This is a genomic window from Moraxella ovis (genome assembly GCF_900453105.1).
GTDB lineage: Bacteria > Pseudomonadota > Gammaproteobacteria > Pseudomonadales > Moraxellaceae > Moraxella > Moraxella ovis.
In genome coordinates this window covers 1,718,664-1,739,990 of record NZ_UGPW01000001.1, presented here as the reverse complement: position 1 = coordinate 1,739,990, position 21,327 = coordinate 1,718,664, and the positions used below count along the sequence as shown (strand labels likewise).

The following is a 21,327-nucleotide window of genomic DNA, read 5'->3' as shown; positions in this document are numbered from 1 at the left end:
TTATATTAAGCTTGCTCATCGCGCTTGAACACCCATTCGACATCATTGCTTAACGCCTCATCAAAATAATAACCATCGCTGTCGAATTTCTTTAGGTCTTCAGGATTGGTGATGTTATTTTTGGTGGCGAAATTTACCATCATGCCGCGGGCTTTTTTGGCGTAGAAGCTGATGATCTTGTATTTGCCATTTTTTTGATCAAGGAATTTTGGCGTGATGATGGTGGCGTTGATGTTTTTTGGTTTGACTGCGCCATAATATTCGGTTGAGGCAAGATTTACCAAGACATCAGAGCCGCTGTCTTGAATGCGTTCATTGATCAAATCAGTGATGGTGTCGCCCCAGAATTGATACAGGTCATCGGCATTTGGTGTCTTAAACTTGGTGCCCATCTCAAGGCGATAGGGCAGCATATAATCCAAAGGCTTCAACAGTCCGTACAGACCAGATAAGATGCCTAAGTGTTTATTAAGATATAAAATTTCTTCTTTAGATAATTGATAAGCATCCAGTCCAGTATAGACATCACCATCGAACAGATAGACGGCAGGTTTTTTGTTATCATCAAAAGGATAAGCCCAAGCTTGATTGCGTGCGACATTTAATTCGGCAATCTTGGCAGAGATGTGCATGAGTTCTTGTAGGTCGAGCACGTCTTTTGTCTTTAGGGTTTTCATGAGCTCAATGGCTCCTTCGATGAGAGCAGGCTCACTGTATTGATCATCTAGCTCAAGTGGCAGGGCAGTCTTTTCGTCTAGGTTTTTGGCAGGGGATAATAAAAAATACATCGTACGTCCTATTGTGTTGTTAAATTTATCTTATTATAGGCAAAAATACCAAAAATATAAAATTTAAATTACCAATCGCCACGTTTTTGGTGGCTTGCTGGATTGATTGGGTGTTATAAATTTGATATGCTTAACCCGTCCAAGGAATGATAAATCAGTGAATTAAGGAGTCGCCATGACAGATCTAATCCTAGCCGAACAATTGCCCATCGATGATGGTCGATCCATCGGCATCATCACTTTAAATAACCCAAAAGCACTGAACGCCCAAAGCCTAGACATGGTAAAGGCGATGATGCGGATTTTTAGCGATTGGCGAGATGATGAGAGTGTGGTTGCCATAGTGCTGCGTGGCGCTGGCGAGCGCGCATTGTGTGCCGGTGGCGACATCAAGACACTATCACAGGCGACAGGTCTAAGCGATGTTCAGGAATTTTTTGAACATGAATACGGGCTCATGCAGATGCTGTATGAATATCCCAAGCCAATCTTGGCATGGGGTCATGGCGTGGTCATGGGCGGCGGATTGGGTCTGTTGTCGGCATGTAGTCACAAGGCAGTCACGAGTGAGACCATGATGGCAATGCCTGAGGTGTCGATAGGCTTATTCCCTGATGCGGGCGGCTCTTGGTTTTTGAACCGTATGATGGGTAAGGTTGGGCTATTCTTAGGGCTTACCGGCGCGCGCTTCTCTGGAGTGGATGCGCTATATCTAGGGCTTGCGGATGTCTATGTAGCACCAGACAGCTATGGTGATGTTATTAAGGCGCTCACGTCTGCCGACTGGCAAGGTGATCATCATGGACTGCTTAATCAAATCCTAGCCAAATTCTATCAAGCGCCAGACCACGACAGCCAAATCCTAAAAGACTTCCATGCCATCAGTGCACTCATGAATGCAGGGTCGCTGGCTGATGTGGATCGCGCACTTCGTGGTTATCAAGGTGATAGTGAATTCATCAAGTCTGCCATTGAAAACTATACCAAAGGCTCTGACACCACCAAGGCACTAACATGGCGTATTTACCATGAGGTTAAGCCATACTCTATCGCCGAGATGTTCGACATGGAGCGCAAGGTCGCGGTAAATTGCGTCATGCGTGGAGATTTTAAAGAAGGGGTGCGAGCCCTACTCATCGATAAAGACAAAAACCCCAAATGGCGATATACGCTTGCCGATATGCCTGTGGGATATATTGATGGGTTTTTTGGAGACTGCGTGTAGGGGGTTCGGACATTCACAGGGTCATTGTCGGTGCTGGTGCGTGATTGCTGCCCAATGATTGCCAAAGTCATCTTGCGTGCGTTGACTTGTGTGTACCAAATAGGTAATCAGTCTTTAAAATTATTAAATTGTAATGGCACGCCAAATGATTTTTCTTTTAAAAATGCCATACAGGCTTGTAGATTGTCTCTTTTTTTGTCCGACACACGGATTTTGTCGCCTTGTATGCTCGCTGAGACTTTCAGGTCAGACTCTTTGATGGCTTTGCTGATCTTTTTGGCGGTGTCTGAGTCTAGACCGTCTTTTAGATTGATGGTCTGTTTGGTGTGCTTGCCTGATTGAGCTTTGGTTTGAGGGTCTAGACTTTGCAAATCGACTCCACGCTTGATGAGCTGTTTTTCAAAGATGGCATAGACATTGTCTGCTTGTAGTTCATTGTCGGTAGTGATGACGACGGTTTTGGCTTTGTCGTTAAGTTCAATCGTGATGTCGCTGCCTTTAAAATCAAAACGAGTGGCAATCTCTTTTTCGGCATTGCCGATGGCATTGCGTACCTCTTGGGTGTTGAGTTCTGAAACGATGTCAAATGATGGCATGAGAATTCCTTATGATGGGTGGTTGTTTTGTTGATATAGACTGGGTGCTTGATTGGCTGCGTCTTGTTCAGATGCCCAATTCTGATGCTTCATAAAAATCATGGTATCACACAATGCCAGGAAAAGCGATGATTTTGTGGCAATGCGACCGCATTGCTACCGATTGTAAAGTTTTGTGAATCTTGGTTGATTTCGTTGATTTTTTGATTTATGCTGATTGACATGGTTCATGTTGCAAACATCGCAGACATGAAGAGCTGGACAGCTTGGGTTTTTAATGGTTTTTGGTGGTGATGAACTCATGTATCACAGAATACCACCAAAAATCCTAAAGCTCAAAAAATTCATGACGACCAACAGGAGTAACAGCGTATGAGTATTCAGCAATTGACCGTCTTGGGTGCAGGTGTATTAGGAGCACAAATCGCCTTTCAAGCGGCGTATCATGGCACCAAAGTCATCAGCTATGACATCGATGACAACGCACTGCAAGCGGCAAAAATGCGTTTTGACAAACTTGCACAGAACTATCGCCGTGATTTGGGAGCAGATGACGATGCGATTTGGGCGACTTTTGCCAATTTGACACAGTCGTCAGACCTAGAGCAGTCGGTCAAGGACGCCGACATCGTCATTGAAGCTGTTCCAGAGAACATCGACCTTAAACGCCAAGTATGGACGCAAGTGGGCAAATTCGCCAAACAAGACTGCATCTTTGCCACCAACACATCAACACTGTTGCCCAGCCAGTTCGCTGCCGCTTCTGGTGACACATCTCGCTTTTTAGCGATGCACTTTGCCAATAATATTTGGGTGCAAAACATCGTGGAAATCATGGCCACCGCCGACACCGACCCTGCGTGTGTCCAATCAACGCTTGAATTTGGCAAACAGATGGGCATGGTGCCTGTTGAGGTGAAAAAAGAACACGCTGGCTACATCATGAATAGTCTTGTTGTGCCTTTATTACACGCTGCCAGCCACCTGTTGGCAGATGGAGTGGCAGAGTTTCAAGATATTGATAAGGTATGGCGTATGGCGACTGGTGCACCTTTTGGTCCGTTTGAGGCGATGGACATCGTTGGGCTGCGCACCGTGTATGCCATTCATTCAGTCAAGGCACAGTCATCGGCAGACCCTTTGAGTCAGCGTTTTGTGGAGATGATTAAAAACGAGTATCTGGACAAAGGACGCTTTGGTAAAGAGGTTAATAGAGGGTTTTATGATTACGATGAGTATGGCAATCGTATTGATTAAGTTGTGCTAATTTACGATTGTTTACCGTGATGATAACAAAACTCAACAATTGCTTGATGTGATTGTTGGGTTTTTTGTGTAGAATGCTTGTAAAGACCTTGTGTGTTGTTTGTTTTTTAAGGCTTATTTGAGACTTAAAAGATTCAGGCTTTAAATGTTTCAGGCTCTAAGTTTTGTCAAGCTCTACCTAGGTTTTAAAATGAATTTTAATGAACTTTGGTCTTTGATGACCGTTCTTGATTGTTTTCGTGAAGGATTGTTGTTAAATCATTAAGGAATGCTATGCTCTTTGATTCGTTTGCCTTTGCCAATGGCACAGTCGCCAAAAATCGCATCTTTAAATCCGCCATGGAGGAGGGTCTGGCAAAAGACAGCCGTCCCACCGATGAACACGCCAAGCTTTATGAGGCTTGGGCGAGGGGTGGCAGTGGCATCTTGGTAACAGGTAATGTCGCTGTTTGCCGTGAGGGCAAAGGGTCGGTGGGCGATGTCGTGGTGGATGGCGATGGCGACCTTGAACGGTTGCAAGCATGGTCAACGGCTGGCAGCACCGATGGCACCGTGTGCATCATGCAAATCAACCACGCAGGCAAGCAAGTGAGCAAAGATGTCAATCCAGCCCCTGTCGCTCCCAGTGCGGTTACCCTACAAGGCATGGGCGATAAAATGAATCCGCCTCGTGCCTTGACGACCGATGAAATCAAAACCATCGTCTCCCAATTTGCCAATACCGCTAAAATTGCAAAGCAAGCAGGCTTTGGGGGCGTACAAATTCATGCGGCTCACGGTTATTTGATTAGCCAGTTTTTATCGCCGCATCACAATGTGCGAGATGATGGTTATGGTGGCAGTCTCGACGGGCGTATGCGTTTTTTGATGGAAGTGTACGAGGCTGTGCGAGGTGCAGTTGGTGGCGACTTCTTGGTGGGTGTCAAATTAAACTCCGCCGACTTTCAAAAAGGCGGCTTTGAAGAATCAGACAGCATTGAGGTGGTCAAAAAACTCTCAGAAGCTGGCATAGATTTCATTGAAATCTCTGGCGGTAATTATGAAAGTCCAGCCATGATGGGGGCAAAAGACAGTACTAAGAAGCGAGAAGCGTTTTTCATGGACTATGCCCAAAAGGTGCGCGATGTCAGCACAACGCCACTCATCATCACGGGCGGGTTTAGAAGTCAGGCGGCGATGAATGAGGCAATCAGTAGTGGCGAGCTTGACTTTGTGGGGGTGGGTCGCCCACTCATCATGCAGCCTGATATGCCGCATCAGATGCAAAAAGGCACTTATGACACCATACAAATCACGCCGATTCGAACAGGCAATGCCAAGATTGATGAAAATGTTGGTTCGTTTTTGGAGCTGTCTTGGTACATGGTGCAGATGAAGCGTATTGCTCACGGCATTGACCCCGACCCCAATCTTGACCCAATGCTCATCGTTCAAGGGTTGCAGGGTGCTGGTGAGGAGAAGCTGACCACAGGCAGAAGCTAGAATGCCATCAAGACGCTATTAAAAGCAGTGATTAAGGCAGTATGATTGGCTCAATGTCTGTGTGAGCACACAATCAGACTTTAAGCTTTTAAGTGCTGTGGCATAAGACTGCAAACCTTTAGGATTTTTCGGGTCGAAGCATCATCTAAAATCAGTGGTCTGATAGCACCAACTTTTTTGACAATTGACATTTTTTTTTGATGATTGACATAAGACCTGCTGATGGTGCCACATTTGGCGATTGTAAAGATGTTTTATTTACTCATTATTTGTTAAACTTAGATAGGAGCTTTTATGAAAAAACTGACTTTGGCAATTTTGACAGCGAGCCTGACCATGACAGCACACGCCCAATCAGACAAACAGTATCCGACCGCCGCCGAGACTACTCCTGACAAGCTTGGTTTCATGGCAGGGTCGCCACCACCCAAAGACAAAGTGTTATCATTTTTTGATGGCAGCGCTACGCAGTTTCCTGCCACTCGCTACACTTATAGCCATGTGCGTGAGTTCATGCCGACCAAGACGATGCCTGTCATCAATAAAGACCGTCACAGCTTTGACTATGCCATCGATTCACAGATTGACAATGTACGCTTTGTACCGATGGGCGAGAAACAACCCATCACTTGGCGTGAGAGTCTGGATAAAAACTATGTCGATGGCGTCGTCGTTCTCCACAAAGGCAAAATCGTCTATGAGAACTATCTGGGCGAATTAAAGCCTAATGGTCAGCACATCATCATGTCCATCACCAAAAGCTTTACTGGTACGCTTGCTGCCACTTTGGTACATGAAGGCGTCATTGATGATAAACAGCTCGTCAAACACTATGTGCCTGAATTGGCAGACAGTGCGTGGGGCGATGCCACCGTGCGTCAAGTCATGGACATGACGGCAAGCCTTGATTATTCAGAGGAGTATGCCGACCCTAAGGCAGACATTTGGGAATACAACATGGCAGGTTCACCTTATCCTAAGCCAGAAGGTTACCAAGGGGCTAAGACTTTCTATGAATACCTAACGGGTGTCAAAAAGCAAGGTCGTCACGATTCTGCCTTTGAATACAAGACCGTCAACACCGATGTTTTGGGTTGGGTCATCGCCCGTGCGACTGGTCGTGATTTGGCAGAACTCATGAGTGAGAAAATTTGGCAGCCTTTGGGTGCTAATTATGAGGGTTATTTCTTGGTGGATAGTGTGGGTACGCCGTTTTTGGGTGGTGGCTTGAACATCAATTTGCAAGACATGGCAAGATTCGGTGAAATGATGCGTCGTGATGGGCATTTTAATGGCAAGCAAATCGTTCCTAAGGCGGTTATCGATGACATCAAGCGAGGTGGTAATCGTGCCTTGTTTAGTAAAGGTGGCTATCCTAACTTGAAAGGTTGGAGCTACCGCAATATGTGGTGGGTTACTCACAACGCCAACAATGCTTTCATGGCACGAGGCGTGTACGGACAAGCCATCTACATCGACCCAAAAGCCCAGATGGTCATCGCTCGTATGTCGTCCAACCCTGTGGCAAGCAACGCCCACAACGACAAATATTCTCTACCAGCCTATCAGGCAATGGCAGATTATTTGATGAAAAAATGAGCATGAGTTTGCATCTGCTGGTTCACACCAAATACAATCAGAAGGGGTCTTACCCCTTCTTTTTTTAGTGTTACCAAAGGGGGCTTTGATGACACAACCGGTCGGTATGGGTTTATTGGCATTGTTGATGAGCGATTGTTATGATGCTGTGGGTTTAGCCCAAGCATCAGCCATCACAAATGACTGGTTCGTGACAGCTAAGATGAGCGTTTGCCTTTAAAAAGTTGGTTCAAAAAGATGTGTTTGATGGACAACGATGAGTGGCTTTGATGTCCTTTGACAGCCGACGGTTCTTGATGTGTGGTTTCTTGACAGTCCATGATAGGTGTGCTATCTTTTGATGGCTTGGCGTGTTTTGTGGCAAGAATGTGACTGATTGAAGGCTGGTGATTCTTTGATGTCGGATTTTGCCAATAACAACCATCTTAAAGCGTGTACTCATCACACAAGACATCACTGGTTGGTCAGGCGATGCAGTGCGTTCTCTGGGCGTGCAATGTCGCACTACAAAAATTGTGGACAAAAAAGCGTTCGATTGACCCACAGTCCAGCCTTGACTGCCAAGAGTGGGACATGACAAAGCCAGTCGCCACATGATGACAAGCAACACGATAAAAAACACAGTCAGTAAAACCATTGAATTAACCCCAAGCCGTATTGCCGATTGGCAAGTTATACCAAAGACAAGCGTGATGTTAAAATCACAAAAACCGTGTGCAAACATCATGCTTGAAGCAACCGACCATCACGCTCAGCGACCGCACCAAAGATTGCAACATTTTACCAAAAATGAGAATGTCGTGAGATTGACTCACTCAAATTTATTCAAACAAGCGGTACTGATTGACAACACTTGGCAAGACGCCAAATCTGGTGAGAGCATCGATGTGTTCAATCCATTTAATGACGAAAAAATCGGCACCGTACCCAATCTGTCGGTCGATGAAGTTACCGCCGCCATTTGCTCTGCAAAACAAGCACAAAAGGCTTGGGCAGCAAAAACGGCACATGGACGCGGCGTTGTCTTGAATCGCTGGGCAGAACTCATCGATGAACACATCGAGGATTTGTCCATCATCATGACCATCGAGCAAGGCAAACCTTTAAAAGAGTCAACCAATGAGATTCACTATGCCAGCAGTCTGATTCGCTGGTTTGCCGAGGAGGGCAAAAGAATCTATGGCGACACCATCGCCGCTAAGGATAAAAATCTACGCCACATCATCCTAAAAGAGCCCATCGGTGTGTGCTGCCATCACGCCTTGGAACTTTCCATCGGCAATGATGGCTCGTAAAGTCGCTCCTGCTTTGGCGGCTGGCTGCTCGATGATTGTCAGACCAGACAGCCAAACGCCTTTTTCTGCACTGGCATTGGGCGAGCTTGCCATTCAAGCAGGTATGCCTGCAGGCGTCCTCCAAATCGTTACAGGTGAGCCGAGCGTGATTGGTGGAGTACTGACCCAAGACGCCAACATCAAAAAACTGTCGTTCACAGGCTCGACCCGAGTGGGCAAGCTTTTGATGGAGTAATGTGCAGGAACGCTCAAAAAACTGTCGCTGGAATTGGGTGGTAACGCACCATTCATCGTCTTTGATGATGCCAATCTGGACAAAGCAATCAATGGACTGATGGCTGCCAAGTACCGCAATGCCGGTCAAGTGTGCGTCTGTCCTAACCGCATCTATGTGCAGCGCGGCATTCATGATGAGTTCATCAAAAAACTGAGCGATAGGGTGGCTGCTTTGAGCGTTGGTAATGGGTTTGGTGATGTCGATTTGGGCTGTCTCATCAGTCAAAAGGCGGTCAATAATGCCCGTTCATTGGTTCAAGATGCATTGGACAAGGGGGCGGCATTGGTCGCAGGCGGCACAACTCACCAAGAGCACGCTGGCTGCTTTTTACCGACCATCATCACCAATGTGACAGATGCCATGCGTATCGCCAATGAGGAGATTTTTGCACTGATAGCCTCTGTGTTTGTGTTCGATGATGAACAATCAGTGATTGAGCGAGCAAATGACACCAAACAGGGCTTGGCGGCGTATTTTTATACTCAAGACCATGCACGAGCCTGGCGAGTGACCGAAGGCTTGGAGGTGGGCATGGTTGCTCAAAACACCAACATGGTCTCATCAGAAGCGACCCCCTTTGGCGGTGTCAAAGAGTCAGGTTTTGGGCGTGAAGGCTCAAAATATGGCATCGAGGAGTATGTGGTAACCAAGCTTTGGTCGGTAGACATCAGCGAGTGACAAGTCGGCACATCGCCTTTGGATTGTGCTGTACTTGCTGCATCACCATGCACAAAATAGGCTCATCACTCATCAAATAGCAGGCTTAGTTGTGAAGTTGACCAAATAAGCAGGCTTGTCATCAAGCAATCTGGCACCAAGCTTACAACCCCATCAAGGCAGCTTGTTCTTGATGGGGTTGTAAGCTTGGTGATTTTAAAGCATGATTGACGCTGCTTCGTTGTGCTTATTTGATCACGACAGACCGCTCTTGGGCATGGTGGGAGTTTGGTGGGTTTGTGGTCGCTGTTTAATTTGGGTGATTTCATGTCAATAATCAAGGTTGTTCCAAAATCCTCACCACCATTGTTATTAAAGCTGATGATTGCGATGATTGGTATGTTTGCTTTTTTGCAGGTTTATGCCATTCAAGCGATATTGCCGACGCTGATACGACACTTTGCCACCACAGAAGTGGAGGTGGGTTTGGCGGTGGGTATGACGGTGATGGCGGTCGCCTTGGTCTCGCCATTCATGGGTATGTTGTCAGATGCCATCGGTCGCAAGGTCTTTATGGTGGGCTGTCTGTTGTTGCTTGCCATACCAACGGCATTGATGGGCATGACCGAAAGCATCAATCAAGTAAAGTTGTTGCGATTTTTACAGGGGCTTTGTGTGCCTGGCATCACGGTCGTTACCATCGCCTATGTCAGCGAGGAGTTTGCTGATGATGTGGCGGAATGTTAAATCATTGGAGAGATAAATGATAGTTAAACATGTTACTGGCGTATCTAATGCTATATCAATACTAGAAACTCAACAATATATTTCCTATTTTATACTTGGAACCAAAGCCGATGTTTGGAAGTGTGAAGATTTTTGCCTTAATCTTTTACCTCCAGAAGACATAAGAATATATAGTGGTATGGGGTGAGGTGCTACCATCTATTTTGAGTGGTTTGGAGAAGTGAAAGAATTAATCGACATGCAACCGATTCAATACAGCAGGGATGTTCTTTATATGGATAGTCGCGGTTGTGAAATGCCATGGCGGTATTTTATCAAGCCCTTTAATACTCCTGAGTTGTTAAGAATTGTAGATGTTAGATTTGATAAAAAGCATTGGAAAAATTTATAAAAAGAACCGAAATTCCTATGTTTTAAAAATAAAATTATTTTAGGGGCTGTCCTAGATAATGACTAAAAACTCCATTTAGGTTAAAATAACCCAGTGAGAAAAAGTCGTCTAAGTCAGTACAAACAAAACAAACTCATTGAGCTGTTTGTTGCAGGTGTTACTGCAAGAACGGCAGCTCAATTAGCTAATGTAAATAAAACAACAGCTGCTTACTATTTTCACCGATTACGCCTACTCATCTATCAACACAGTCAGCACCTAGAAATGCTAGATGGCGAAGTTGAAGCTGATGAGAGCTATTTTGGCGGAACACGCAAAGGTAAGTGTGGTCGTGGTGCAAGCGGTAAGACTGCGGTATTTGGCTTATTAAAGCGAAATGGCAAGGTTTATACCGTTGCCGTACCTAATACAAAGTCAGCCACTTTATTGCCCATTATACGAGAAAAAGTAAAGCCTGACAGCATTGTTTACACAGATTTCTACGAAAGCTATGATGTGCTTGATGTTAGTGAATTTAATCACTTTGGAATCAATCACAGTACGCACTTTGCAGAAAAACAAAATCACATTAACGGAATAGAGAATTTTTTGAATCAGGCAAAACGCCATTTACGCAAATTTAACGGTGTTCCCAAAGAACACTTTGAGCTTTATCTTAAAGAATGCGAATGGCATTTTAATAACAGTGACCTTAAATCTCAAATTTCCATTTTAAAACAATTATTTAAGGGCAGTTTGGGTTAGTTATCTAGGACAGCCCCTTGATTTTTGGCTTACTACCAGCCATTGAGTCCATTATGGGCTTTGGCATTTCTCTTATTCTGGCTGTTCCATTATTTTTTGGTTTATTTGAACAAAGAACAGCGGAAAGGCTTTCGATGCTTAGTATGAATATTATGCCTTGGGGCACCTTAGGTCTTGCAACCTTGGTCGGTTCACAAATCTCAGGATATACTATTCTTGAACTTGGATTGAAATCATCGTATTTAATATTGCCAATATTTCTATTATTAAGCAATTTAACCTTATATCTTGTTAAGACAAAGAGCTATTCATTTCGCGACTTTTTCTTTGCATCTACACTATCAAGTTTATTATGTGCACTACTCTATATTTTTAACCGTTTACAACTTGTTGAAATTGCGGGTGTTATCGCTGGAATGACTACATTTTTTACTTTCTTTTGTTTTTTTACACTACAAAATAAAAGATCTCTATTTCAGGAAATTAAAAATCTTTTGAAAGCCATAAGTCCTTATTTTTTAATCATTTTTTTTATTATAATTAATAAATTTCTTTTGTGGATATTTCCATTGCTATCATCGTTATCGACCATTCATGGGTATGGAGTCAACTTCTCTCTTGCATCCAGCCCTTTATTTGCCATCTTTCTTGCTGTGCTTTGTTTAGCCTATCATAAAAAAATAAACATTAAAGTGCCGGTGACAAAGGCTTACAAAGCTTGTTCAGTATTATTCATATTTATTTTTCTTGCTCAATTTATGAATTTTTCTGGCTTTATTCAAAACATGGCTGCTCATATTAACAGTCAAAACAATGATTTTTTTATAAAATCTATCTCCCCTATGTTTGCAATGCTTAGCGGCTTTATAACAGGGTCAAATCTTGGTGGTAATGCACTGCTAATGGGCATTCAAAAAAAACCTGGGAGAATCTATTGGAGACTCGTTGCTATTTTCGGCAATTCAAAATGTAGGGTCTGGCTATGCTGTATTTGCTTCGATGCCTATTATTATTCTTATCAAAACTATTGCTGATAATAGCATGAAAGTCAAAGTTGATGAAAAAAGAATGTTGAATTTTGGCATGCGATGCATGATGGCAATTTATGTAATATTACTAGCAACAGCCTATCTAGCCTGAATACAAATTGGATATTGTATAATCTTATTTATCTAATTTTAAAATAAAAGCAGGTTCATGGATTAATCATTACAAATAAAGTGATATCAGGCATTGATTTTTATGCAAAAATGCATTATATTAAAAATGAACGCAAGGGCGTTGGAGTTTTAAGTTACCCAAGATTGCGTTTATAATATCAAATCCGCTTATATGGCAACATATAGGCGGATTTTATCTTTTTTATTTTGGCGGCTTGTTGTTGTCGCCTTTGGGTATGACTGAAAATAATTCTGCTCGTGGTTTTTTGTTGGTTAATTCAAAAATGGCTCGGTCATTTACCATATTTCCATAACCGTCGTTGCGTGGCGTTTGGTTTTGAATGGTAGTCATTCTTTGAGCCATAATAACTTGGCTGTTTTCGGATAAAGCATTTTCAATTTGCTGTATCAAATCGGAAATTTTATATCCATCTTTCTCTGCTCGGCTTTGATAATTGCCTCCCCATATACAAAATTTCATTTTGCTCCAATGGGGCTATCGCCACAAGAGGCAGAGCGTGTGCTGGGTCAGCTCAAATTTACCGTACGCCGCATCTATTCTAGTCCGCCATCGCACGGCGGTGCGGTGGTCGATGTTATCATGAATGATGATGCTTTGTTCACGCAGTGGGTGGGCGAGGTCTATGAGATGCGTGATCGCATTCGCGAAATGCGTCAAAAACTCCAAGATGCACTCACCGCTAAGCTGCCTGAGCGTGATTTTAGCTACTTTACCAAACAGCGTGGTATGTTCAGTTTTACGGGGCTGACCACCGAGCAAGTGGTGCGTCTGCGAGAAGAATTTGCGGTGTACATGGTAGAAAATGGTCGTATGTGTCTGGCTGGTCTAAACCATGACAACATCGACCATGTCGCTCATGCGATTGCCGAAGTATTGAGATAACACCTGCCACATCAGTGTGCCATGAGCTGCTCGATGCCCAATAAAGATGTCGGCTTGACACATTGACAGAATGTGGCATGAACCTTCAAGCAATAATGATTATTGATAATAATTATTATTGCTTTTTATTTTGTATCAATTATAATAAGAAAGAGTGTTATTTGCAACAAACAATCAACATTGATAATTGTTTGTTGCAACAATCATCACCCATCTACAACGCTTGCCGTCTGTTCAGTTCGGCCAATCAAATCAATCTGTCTGCTTGGAGGCACCATGTCTGATTCATTCAACACCAAAAGATTCACGCCCCTACCACTCGTGCTTGCCGTCAGTGCTGCATTGCTGACTGCTTGTAGTACAGGCGGGTTTAGCAACCCTAATAACATACAGATGGGTCTTGACCCCACAGATATTCCCAAACCGACCAATAAAGATTCTGTTCAAAAGGTTGAAAAAACCGCAGAGCAGGCTGAGACGGATAAATTGAATGCACCATCATTGGGTGCGTTCTCTCTTATTCCTAAGCGCAATCTGTATGCCAACAAGGAAAAAGAAAAAAAGATCGCTGTGGATGATGTCATTAAGACAAATGGCGATCCCGTTGCTGAACTGGAAGCTAAAATCAAAGAGTGGTATCCTGACCAACCTATCCATAAAAATGATGAAACCAATAAGAATTATCAATTTGTAAAGGCAGGCTGGATTTTTTCTAATCATCTTTATACTGACGATACCAACCACAATCCTGCAGGTGAGCAAGAAACTCGCTATCAAAAAGGCGATGGCTATGTTTATTATTATGGCGAACAACCCACCATGGGAATTGCTAAGGGTAAAGCAACCTATAACGGTCATTGGGATTTTGCCACCGATGCCAAACAGATTCGCCATAAAAACACTGATGGTGATAAAGGGCTTGGTCCAGAAGCTATCGGCGGTGGAGCGTTCTATAATATGGATAAAAGCTTTGGAAATGATGTTGGTGCAGTCAGCTTTGCTGAAAGATATGAAGGCGATCAGCCGCCTCGTCAGGGGCATCACAAGGCTGTGTTTGAAGCAGATTTTGACAATAAGAAGCTTACCGGCACACTTAGGGCTGAAACCAGAAGCTTGCTGAACGAAGAGCCAAAAACAGAAGACAGATATCGCATCGAAGCGAACATCAAGGGCAATCGTTTCCTAGGTAGTGCAATTGTGCTTAATGAAATAAAGGAAAAGACATTTACTTTATTTAAGACCGATGCGACCAATCGCTTAGAGGGTGGTTTTTACGGTCCTCAAGCCCAAGAGTTGGCAGGTAAGTTTTTAACTGATGATGAGTCAGTGTTTGGTGTGTTTGCTGCCAAAAGAGATAAAGACAATCAAGACCAGCAGGTGTCTGTTGACAGAGCGTATGGTTCTTTGTATGTGGACATGACCAAAGACAAAGATGTCAACCCAAGACAAAAAAGCAGCATCAGTGATTTTGACCTTTTGGGCGACATCAAGCAAATCAGCGTGAACAACCAGCTCATCGAGCTGCTGCCAGTAACCAATGGCAAATTCGCCCAACAAAGCGTTGACTTGCCCACAGGTCAAAAGGCGGTCATCACCAACTTTGGTACGACCGATGGGCTGGTCAATTTGGGTTACATCAACAGAACCAAAGACTTAAACAAAAAATCTGCTGCTCAAATTGCGGCAGAAAAACGGGCTGCTGAGGATGCTGAGAAAAGAGCTGCTGCTGCCAAAGTGGCGGAGGCAAAAGCACAGGTGGCAGAGCGACGCAACAGTAAAGCTCAGGAATTGAATGACGCTTTAGACGAGGCTTTTGATAATTATCGTCTTGGGCAAGATCAAGATAAGCACGAATTGCGCAAACAACTTATTGAAAAAGTATTTGCCAGTTATAGCACAAGAAGTGATGATGTTCTAAAAGAGATTGATGAGTTGCTGGGGCAAGTGGATGAATTTAAAAATCAGGCTAGCCAGAATGCTAACAAGGACAAAGGTGGTAGCATTGATGACGAGCTTGAGAAATTCGATGACGACTTTTTTGCTGTGTCAGAAAAAATAACAACCATATTCAAAAAGGGCGATAAAATCACTGAGGGCAACGAAGATAAATGGGCTGAGTTTTTAGAAATAGAGTCAGAAACCTTAGCATTGGCAACCGCAGGCGATCTTCTAGGTAAATACAATGTAGAAGACATCACTAAAGCGAAAAATCAGCTAAAATCCTCTCTTAGAAGTGCCGAGAACAGACTGAATGACATCATCTCTAACTATGAAGGCGGTGAGCTAGAAGAAGATGAGCTTGAGAAAAAATTGTCAGAGCAAGTGTTGAGTGCCCACAAAAATGGCAACAAACAAGAGATTGAGCAGAAAGTGAAAAAGCTGGTAACTCAATTAAAAGAGATCATTGATAAAGATGAGCATGGCGATGATGAAACTCTTGGGGCTGACAACCTTGCCGAAAGAGATCGTACGGTTGAGGCAATCGTCGCACTCATCAAAGATGGCGATAAATTTGACCCAAGCAAAGAAGAAAACTGGAAAGTATTCTTGCCAAAAGAGTCTACCATCAAGCCAAAAGAGATGGAAAAAGTAGAGTACAGTGCAGAAGCGATCAGATTGGCGAAAAACGATTTTAGAGCACAGCTGTCTCGTGATCAAGACGAGCTGATCGGGCTTTTGGGTGAATATCGTGACCATCAAATGCCATCAAGCCGAGATCTGGCTAATGACCCTGAAACACAAAAGATTTTGGCTGGCGTGCCTCAAGAAATCAAGAACGTCTTAGATGTACGCCAGAGCGATGAAAAAGATGATGCGTATAAGCAAGCCATCAAAAAGCTTGATGATCATCTAAAAGCCAAAACAATGGCGTATTACGCTGATAAAAAGCACGATGCAGAAGCACAAACAGAAATTGAAGCCTTTGAAAAAAACATGAAAAGAAAAGTGCTTGCTTTTTATGAGCAAAAGCACGAACAAGCTGAATTAAAAGCAATCTTGGATGAAATTCCAGAGGATACCAAGGGTAAGCTTGCTGCATACTTTGCGGGCGAACAAGATAAATCAACACTTGATAAGATACTTGCTGATGTAGACGAGAATGTGCGTGAAAGAGTGCTGGCACACTATGATGAAAAGCGCGATGAAAAAGAAATTGAGCAAATCAAACAGGCTCTACCGTCACGCATCGAAAGCCGAGTTTTGGCGTATTATAGTAGCGAGAAACAGGGTCAAGTCAAAGCAGAGCTAAAAAGCGTGCTGGAAAAAATCGATGCGGCGGTGAAAGTTGCTATCGAAGAGCTTAAAGAAGCCGGTGAAATTTACAACAAACAGCAAGCAGCACTAGAGAAGCTACAAAAAGCCAGTGCAGAACCACAAAGAATGCTTGTTGAATTGGTTGCCAAAGGCGACAAAGCCAATGTAGACAACGAGGACAATCTACTAAGCTTCCTAAAAGCAGGACCTTTGACTGAGGACATGGGTCTGGACAACTCATTGAGCGGTTTTTATGTGATGGGCGAACGCACGCCAGTCAGCGAAATTCCACGGCAGGGCGAGGCTTACTATCGTGGCACTTGGCACGCCAGAATTGAGAGCGGTCGTACTTGGAGTACGGAGCCAGGCTTAGGGCAGTATGACAGCCAGGCAAAATTCCATGTCAATTTTGATGACAAATCTTTGGTTGGTCAGCTGATCGAGAAGGGTCTTGCTAAGCCAGCTTTTGATATCCAAGCTACCATCAAGGACAATACTTTCTCCGGCAGAGCCATTGCAAGAGACACAGGCTTGTATCTAGATAAGGTGCTAGATATTGGAGGTGGTATTATCAAACAAAATGCCTTATTTGATGACAATCTGCATGGTGCATTCTACGGTGAAAATGCACAACATCTGGCGGGTGGCTTCTCCTTTGATGGCGAACAAGACATCGGGGGCGAAAAGGAGCCGGCGATTGGTGGTGGCGTATTCTATGGCACCAAAGATGGCAAAGACAACACTGACAATGTGTCAAAATGACCCAACGATTAGAGAGTTAAAGAGGAAAATATGAAAGTTATGAATCATCGTTTAACGCATCTGAGCGTAGCGGTCTGTGCGGTGCTGTTTGGCAGCATTGCACCTGCGATGGCGGCAGATGACGGGGTTGTGCCTGATGCCGACGCACCAGTCGTCGTGCTTGATGAGATTGAAGCGGTCATCACCAAACGCCCAACCAAGAGAAGTGAAGAGGTGACGGGACTGGGCAAAACCGTCAAGACCGCCCAAGAAATCAGCGAAAAACAAATCTTATCAATCCGTGATTTGGTGAGAGACACCCCTGGTGTAGCTGTTGTCGAACAAGGGCGTGGTGCCAGCTCTGGTTACACAGTACGCGGTATGGACAAAAACCGTGTGGCGGTTACGGTAGATGGTCTGAATCAAGCACAATCTTATTTGGTACAAAAACGCCAAGATGACGATGGTCGTGAGGGCAGTGGTGCCATCAATGAAATTGAACTTGAAAATGTGAGTGCTGTACAAATCAGCCAAGGTGCCAGCGGTACAGAGTCTGGCAGTGGGGCGTTAGGTGGTGCGGTGAGTTTCCGCACTAAGAGTGTTGATGATGTGCTAGATGGCGACCAGAAGTTCACCACTTTTTATAAAGGTGCGTATGCCAGCCGTGATAAGCAAATCATGCACTCGGTGGGTGCTGCCTTTCGTGGCGACAAAGTAGACGCACTCGTGCAATATACCGACCGCACCAAAGACTCGGTGCAGCCACATAAAGACATTCTTAAAACCCAGTATCGTGTTTGGCGTTGGGCAAGCACGCCTGATGATTTTAGAAATGGTGGCATTGAGTTTGATAAATACAAATTCGTCATCGCCGAGGAATGTGCAAACTACCAAAACAACATCGATGACTGTCAAGCCAAACCAACCGTTTCTAGTAAGCCGGTCGTAGAGGAGATGAGTGCCAAAGACTACACTGGCAAAAGCCGTGTGATGGGCGACCCGATGGACTATAAATCAGGGTCTTACTTGGCAAAACTTGGTTACAACATCAGCGATGACCAAAGACTAGAAGTCATCTATGAAAACACCAAACAGCAGTACGACACACGGGACATGACCAAAGAGGCGTATCACTTGGTGGACCATCCGAACTTTAAAGGCGGTCCACTAAACGCCAGCACGAACAGCAAAAAGGTCTATACAGGTCAAAACTACCATGAAGGCTTTGTCAAAGCAGACTTCATGGGAGCTCATTATGCCCAAGCCAGATTCATCGATGAGCGACACAACAAAACCCGCTGGGGTCTGGACTATCAGCTCAAAGGTGGCAATGTTTTGGGCGTGTTTGATGAAGCAAACATCAGCTTTGACCGTCAGTCTGTCAACATCGACAACTTTGCCATCACAAAAGCTTGTTCGGTTTATCCGAATGTGGACAAAGACTGTAAGCCAAGTCCTGACAAGCCAAATTCTAGTGAGGTAACCAACCGCACGACTTATAACGAATTGCATAATCTGATTCGTGCCAACTTTGCCAAAAGCTGGTATGGTGAGAAAATCACGCACAACATTCAAGGCGGTGTTGGCTTTGACCGATTCAAGTCGACTCGTGGCATCAGTGATTTGCACGAAAAAAGATACCTGCAAAACTTTCAGTTCTTGGCTGACAAAAGGAACAAAGACGGCGAATTTCTCCAAGTGTGGTCAGCAGGTAAGCCCACGCTGGATCATCTTGATGTCTGCCGAGACATGTCGACGACGCTGGGTGAGGCTCGTAAGTGCGGCGACAGCGTCATTACAGGTTATAATGCCTACGCTAACCTAAAAGACACGATTCGCTTTGGTGAGCGTACTGATTTGAGTCTTGGGCTGCGTTATGATAAGCACGACTTTAACAGTGATGATGACTGGACAGGTACAGGCAAATACAGCAACACTTCTTGGAATGTGGGTTTGGCATTTAGACCTACCGACCGCATCGAGCTGCTGTATCGCATCTCCTCAGGTTATCGTGTCCCAAGTTTCAAAGAGCTGTTCGGTTATCGTCTAGATGGACAGACCAAAGCTCAAACAAAAACGCCACCATATGACAGAATTTTCCGTCATGAGGTGACCAATGTACGCCCAGAGAAAGCTCTAAACCAAGAGGTTGGCGTGGTGTTTGGTGGCGATTTTGGCAATTTGGAAGTCAGCTACTTTGACAACCGCTATGAGGACTTGATTGACCTGACGCTAAAAAGCTTCCCTGGTGCCACCCCGATGTTGCCAAGCAGTAACATCTGGGCATATCGCAACTACCAAGATGTACATCTAGACGGCATCAGTGTGAACGGCAAGCTGTACTTTAATGCTTTGTCCGACAAATTCCCAGCAGGCTTGACAGGCAGTGCCGCCTATCTGCGTACCAATGTCAAGTCCAATGAGCTGAAAGAGGTCTTTGTCGATGCAGACGGCTATTTCCTAGATACCATCACGCCAACCCGATATGTACTTGGGCTTGATTATACCGCCGACAGCGACAAATGGGGCATGAATGCTGTCTGGACAATCACAGGTGCCAAAAACTCTGATGAGCTTAAAACCAAGTCTCATGTACCAAGCGGTGAGGCGTATGAAAGAACAGCAACCAGTGCCAAGAGTCGCAGCTGGAATACTTTGGACTTGTCAGCGTTTTATCGTCCAAGTGAGCACATTACCTTGCGTGGCAGCGTGCAGAATGCCTTAAATTATCGCTATAGTACTTGGGAGTCGCTCAGACAGACCTCCATTACCTCTGGCAACCGCCATGGTCAAAACTCATCCAATCAGTACGCAGCTCCCGGTCGCAACTTTGTCGTGTCGCTTGAGATGAAGTATTGATGATGCGGTGTTAAAGAGCAAAGCGTCGAGTCTGACTCACCAAGACAGTGGGTCAGACTTTTTTTCATGCTCTTTGAACGCTTGGATGACAACAAAAGTACCTTTGGGTGGTCTTGATCGTCATGTCAATGATAAGGCATGACCAAATCAACCAAAGGACGATGAGCGTGCAATAATATTGCCAAATAATTGACATAATAATAAATATCATTTACAATCATGCACAAATATCAATAGATATTGATGATTATTTATCATTATTTATCATCACAACATGGAGATGGCATGAAATTCTCTGCAAAACCCTTGGGTGTACTCATCGGTGCGTTATTGCTTGGTGCCAGTGGCAGGACAGTTTCGATTTAGGTACGGTACAAAGTGCCAACACGCAAGCTAAGACCCAAACCCAACAGACACCAGTGGCTCCCAAAGCACCCACCTATCAAGACGACAAGGTCGAAAGACGCACTTTTGATGCCGATGCGTCAGAGCCAGCTTTGGGTTATGTGTTGACACAAATCCCCAAGCGAGTGGTCCGTATGCGAGGTGAGATCAAGCCTGATGAGACGGTCATATTGACCCAGCCAAAATCGTTGCCATCAACCATACTCTTGAAGAATTTCCTAAAATTTACAAAGAAAAAATAGAAAATCCAGAGGCAAACGATTTGGGCCATGGCATCATCGCCACTCCCAAATACAATGACGATGGCGTGTATTATTCGCACGACGACTCACGCCCATCAAACACCCGCCCATTAAAATATGTGCACTCAGGCTATGTGATTGGCGAGTCTAGATTGCAATTCATCAATGCCAACGATGGGCGTTATCAAGTGCCAGCAGGACAGTACGGTCATCTGTTTTATCAAGGCAGCAACCCTGCGACCGTCATGTCCAATCAAAAGGTGCATTACAAAGGCACATGGGATTTCGTCAGCAATGCCACAGCAAACAGAACGGCACTTGCCGAAGGGTTTACCCAAGAGAACATGAGCGACACCTCCATCCCAGGGAATCTGACAGGTGCCACCTCTTTACAGGCAGCAGTCAACAACCGCATCAAAGAGGCAAAAGTGGGGGTTTTGTTCGCTAACGGTCAAGGTTTGCATGAGTCGCCCTGCGTGGTCAGGGTTGGCTTCTCAGGTAGAAACGTTGGGTAATTGGTCGACATTTTGCCACGTCCAGTCAAATGTGCTTAATTTTTGTACCGTTGGCAAAACAGGGCGGTTATCAAAACTATCAGGAATGTTATTGGCATAAGCAGTAGATGATAGCAATAGCGCAAGTGCGAGTAATTTTTCCATCAAACGTCTTTTTAAGTTGGTAGATCGACAGTTAT

16 protein-coding genes and 3 pseudogenes are annotated in these 21,327 nt (G+C 44.5%); 15 read left to right on the top strand and 4 right to left on the bottom strand.

What is annotated here, in order from left to right; translation table 11 throughout:
* Positions 1 to 5: 5 nt before the first annotated feature.
* Entirely contained in the window at positions 6 to 788 is a 783-nt protein-coding gene (gene yaaA, locus DYD54_RS08260) for a peroxide stress protein YaaA (protein ID WP_063514510.1), read from the bottom strand.
* Between the two features lie 175 nt (positions 789 to 963).
* On the opposite strand from yaaA, the gene DYD54_RS08255 reads away from it, so the two are divergent.
* Positions 964 to 2,013 carry an enoyl-CoA hydratase/isomerase family protein gene (locus DYD54_RS08255; protein WP_084260675.1) on the top strand — a complete coding sequence of 350 codons (1,050 nt, stop codon included), beginning with the start codon at positions 964 to 966 and terminating at the stop codon, positions 2,011 to 2,013.
* Positions 2,014 to 2,120: 107 nt separating this feature from the next.
* On the opposite strand, the gene DYD54_RS08250 is transcribed toward DYD54_RS08255, so the two are convergent.
* Entirely contained in the window at positions 2,121 to 2,609 is a 489-nt protein-coding gene (locus tag DYD54_RS08250; RefSeq protein WP_063514509.1) for a YajQ family cyclic di-GMP-binding protein, read from the bottom strand.
* A gap of 372 nt (positions 2,610 to 2,981) precedes the next feature.
* Between DYD54_RS08250 and DYD54_RS08245 the strand changes: the two genes are divergently transcribed.
* The 9 genes and pseudogenes from DYD54_RS08245 (at position 2,982) to DYD54_RS08205 (ending at position 12,101) form a co-directional block, all read left to right on the top strand.
* Positions 2,982 to 3,866 carry a 3-hydroxyacyl-CoA dehydrogenase gene (locus tag DYD54_RS08245; protein WP_063514508.1) on the top strand — a complete coding sequence of 295 codons (885 nt, stop codon included), beginning with the start codon at positions 2,982 to 2,984 and terminating at the stop codon, positions 3,864 to 3,866.
* Positions 3,867 to 4,148: 282 nt separating this feature from the next.
* Positions 4,149 to 5,357: an NADH:flavin oxidoreductase/NADH oxidase family protein gene (locus tag DYD54_RS08240; RefSeq protein WP_063514507.1), complete on the top strand. Its 1,209-nt coding sequence runs from the start codon at positions 4,149 to 4,151 to the stop codon at positions 5,355 to 5,357.
* A 294-nt stretch (positions 5,358 to 5,651) separates the two neighbouring features.
* Positions 5,652 to 6,956, top strand: coding sequence for a serine hydrolase domain-containing protein (locus DYD54_RS08235; protein ID WP_063514506.1), 1,305 nt, complete (start codon positions 5,652 to 5,654; stop codon positions 6,954 to 6,956).
* An 88-nt stretch (positions 6,957 to 7,044) separates the two neighbouring features.
* The gene (locus DYD54_RS11815) at positions 7,045 to 7,176 is read left to right on the top strand and encodes a hypothetical protein (RefSeq protein WP_256594040.1); all 132 of its coding nucleotides are present in this window, start codon (positions 7,045 to 7,047) and stop codon (positions 7,174 to 7,176) included.
* 251 nt (positions 7,177 to 7,427) lie between these two features.
* The gene (locus tag DYD54_RS11810) at positions 7,428 to 7,553 is read left to right on the top strand and encodes a hypothetical protein (protein ID WP_256594039.1); all 126 of its coding nucleotides are present in this window, start codon (positions 7,428 to 7,430) and stop codon (positions 7,551 to 7,553) included.
* 128 nt (positions 7,554 to 7,681) lie between these two features.
* Positions 7,682 to 9,206 (top strand): annotated as a pseudogene (locus tag DYD54_RS08225) (NAD-dependent succinate-semialdehyde dehydrogenase).
* Between the two features lie 369 nt (positions 9,207 to 9,575).
* Positions 9,576 to 9,911 (top strand): annotated as a pseudogene (locus DYD54_RS08215) (MFS transporter); the annotation flags it as partial.
* Between the two features lie 505 nt (positions 9,912 to 10,416).
* A complete protein-coding gene (locus DYD54_RS08210; RefSeq protein ID WP_063514502.1) occupies positions 10,417 to 11,067 on the top strand; it encodes an IS1595-like element ISMov1 family transposase in 651 nt (216 codons plus the stop codon).
* Positions 11,068 to 11,084: 17 nt separating this feature from the next.
* Complete coding sequence (locus DYD54_RS08205) at positions 11,085 to 12,101, top strand: L-lactate permease (RefSeq protein WP_147285088.1); 1,017 nt, start codon at positions 11,085 to 11,087, stop codon at positions 12,099 to 12,101.
* A 328-nt stretch (positions 12,102 to 12,429) separates the two neighbouring features.
* Here the strand turns inward: DYD54_RS08205 and DYD54_RS08200 are convergent, their stop codons facing one another.
* Positions 12,430 to 12,708, bottom strand: coding sequence for a hypothetical protein (locus DYD54_RS08200; RefSeq protein ID WP_063514500.1), 279 nt, complete (start codon positions 12,706 to 12,708; stop codon positions 12,430 to 12,432).
* Positions 12,709 to 12,732: 24 nt separating this feature from the next.
* Here DYD54_RS08200 and DYD54_RS08195 point away from each other — a divergent pair.
* From DYD54_RS08195 to DYD54_RS08175, 5 genes and pseudogenes are all read left to right on the top strand, one after another.
* Positions 12,733 to 13,131 (top strand): annotated as a pseudogene (locus tag DYD54_RS08195) (aminotransferase class I/II-fold pyridoxal phosphate-dependent enzyme); the annotation flags it as partial.
* Between the two features lie 276 nt (positions 13,132 to 13,407).
* Positions 13,408 to 17,148 (top strand): transferrin-binding protein-like solute binding protein, encoded by a 3,741-nt coding sequence (locus DYD54_RS08190; protein ID WP_063514498.1) that lies wholly within the window; start codon positions 13,408 to 13,410, stop codon positions 17,146 to 17,148.
* A 30-nt stretch (positions 17,149 to 17,178) separates the two neighbouring features.
* On the top strand, positions 17,179 to 19,986 hold the full coding sequence (locus DYD54_RS08185) for a lactoferrin/transferrin family TonB-dependent receptor (RefSeq protein ID WP_063514497.1): 2,808 nt from the start codon (positions 17,179 to 17,181) through the stop codon (positions 19,984 to 19,986).
* A gap of 419 nt (positions 19,987 to 20,405) precedes the next feature.
* On the top strand, positions 20,406 to 20,633 hold the full coding sequence (locus DYD54_RS08180) for a hypothetical protein (protein ID WP_063514496.1): 228 nt from the start codon (positions 20,406 to 20,408) through the stop codon (positions 20,631 to 20,633).
* Positions 20,561 to 21,148, top strand: a complete 588-nt coding sequence (locus DYD54_RS08175) for a transferrin-binding N-lobe domain-containing protein (protein ID WP_084260674.1) — start codon at positions 20,561 to 20,563, stop codon at positions 21,146 to 21,148. The genes DYD54_RS08180 and DYD54_RS08175 overlap by 73 nt, the downstream gene beginning before the upstream one ends.
* Here the strand turns inward: DYD54_RS08175 and DYD54_RS11430 are convergent.
* Positions 21,128 to 21,292, bottom strand: coding sequence for a hypothetical protein (locus DYD54_RS11430; RefSeq protein WP_157079189.1), 165 nt, complete (start codon positions 21,290 to 21,292; stop codon positions 21,128 to 21,130). The two genes, DYD54_RS08175 and DYD54_RS11430, sit on opposite strands and share 21 nt — an antisense overlap.
* Between the last annotated feature and the right edge of the window lie 35 nt (positions 21,293 to 21,327).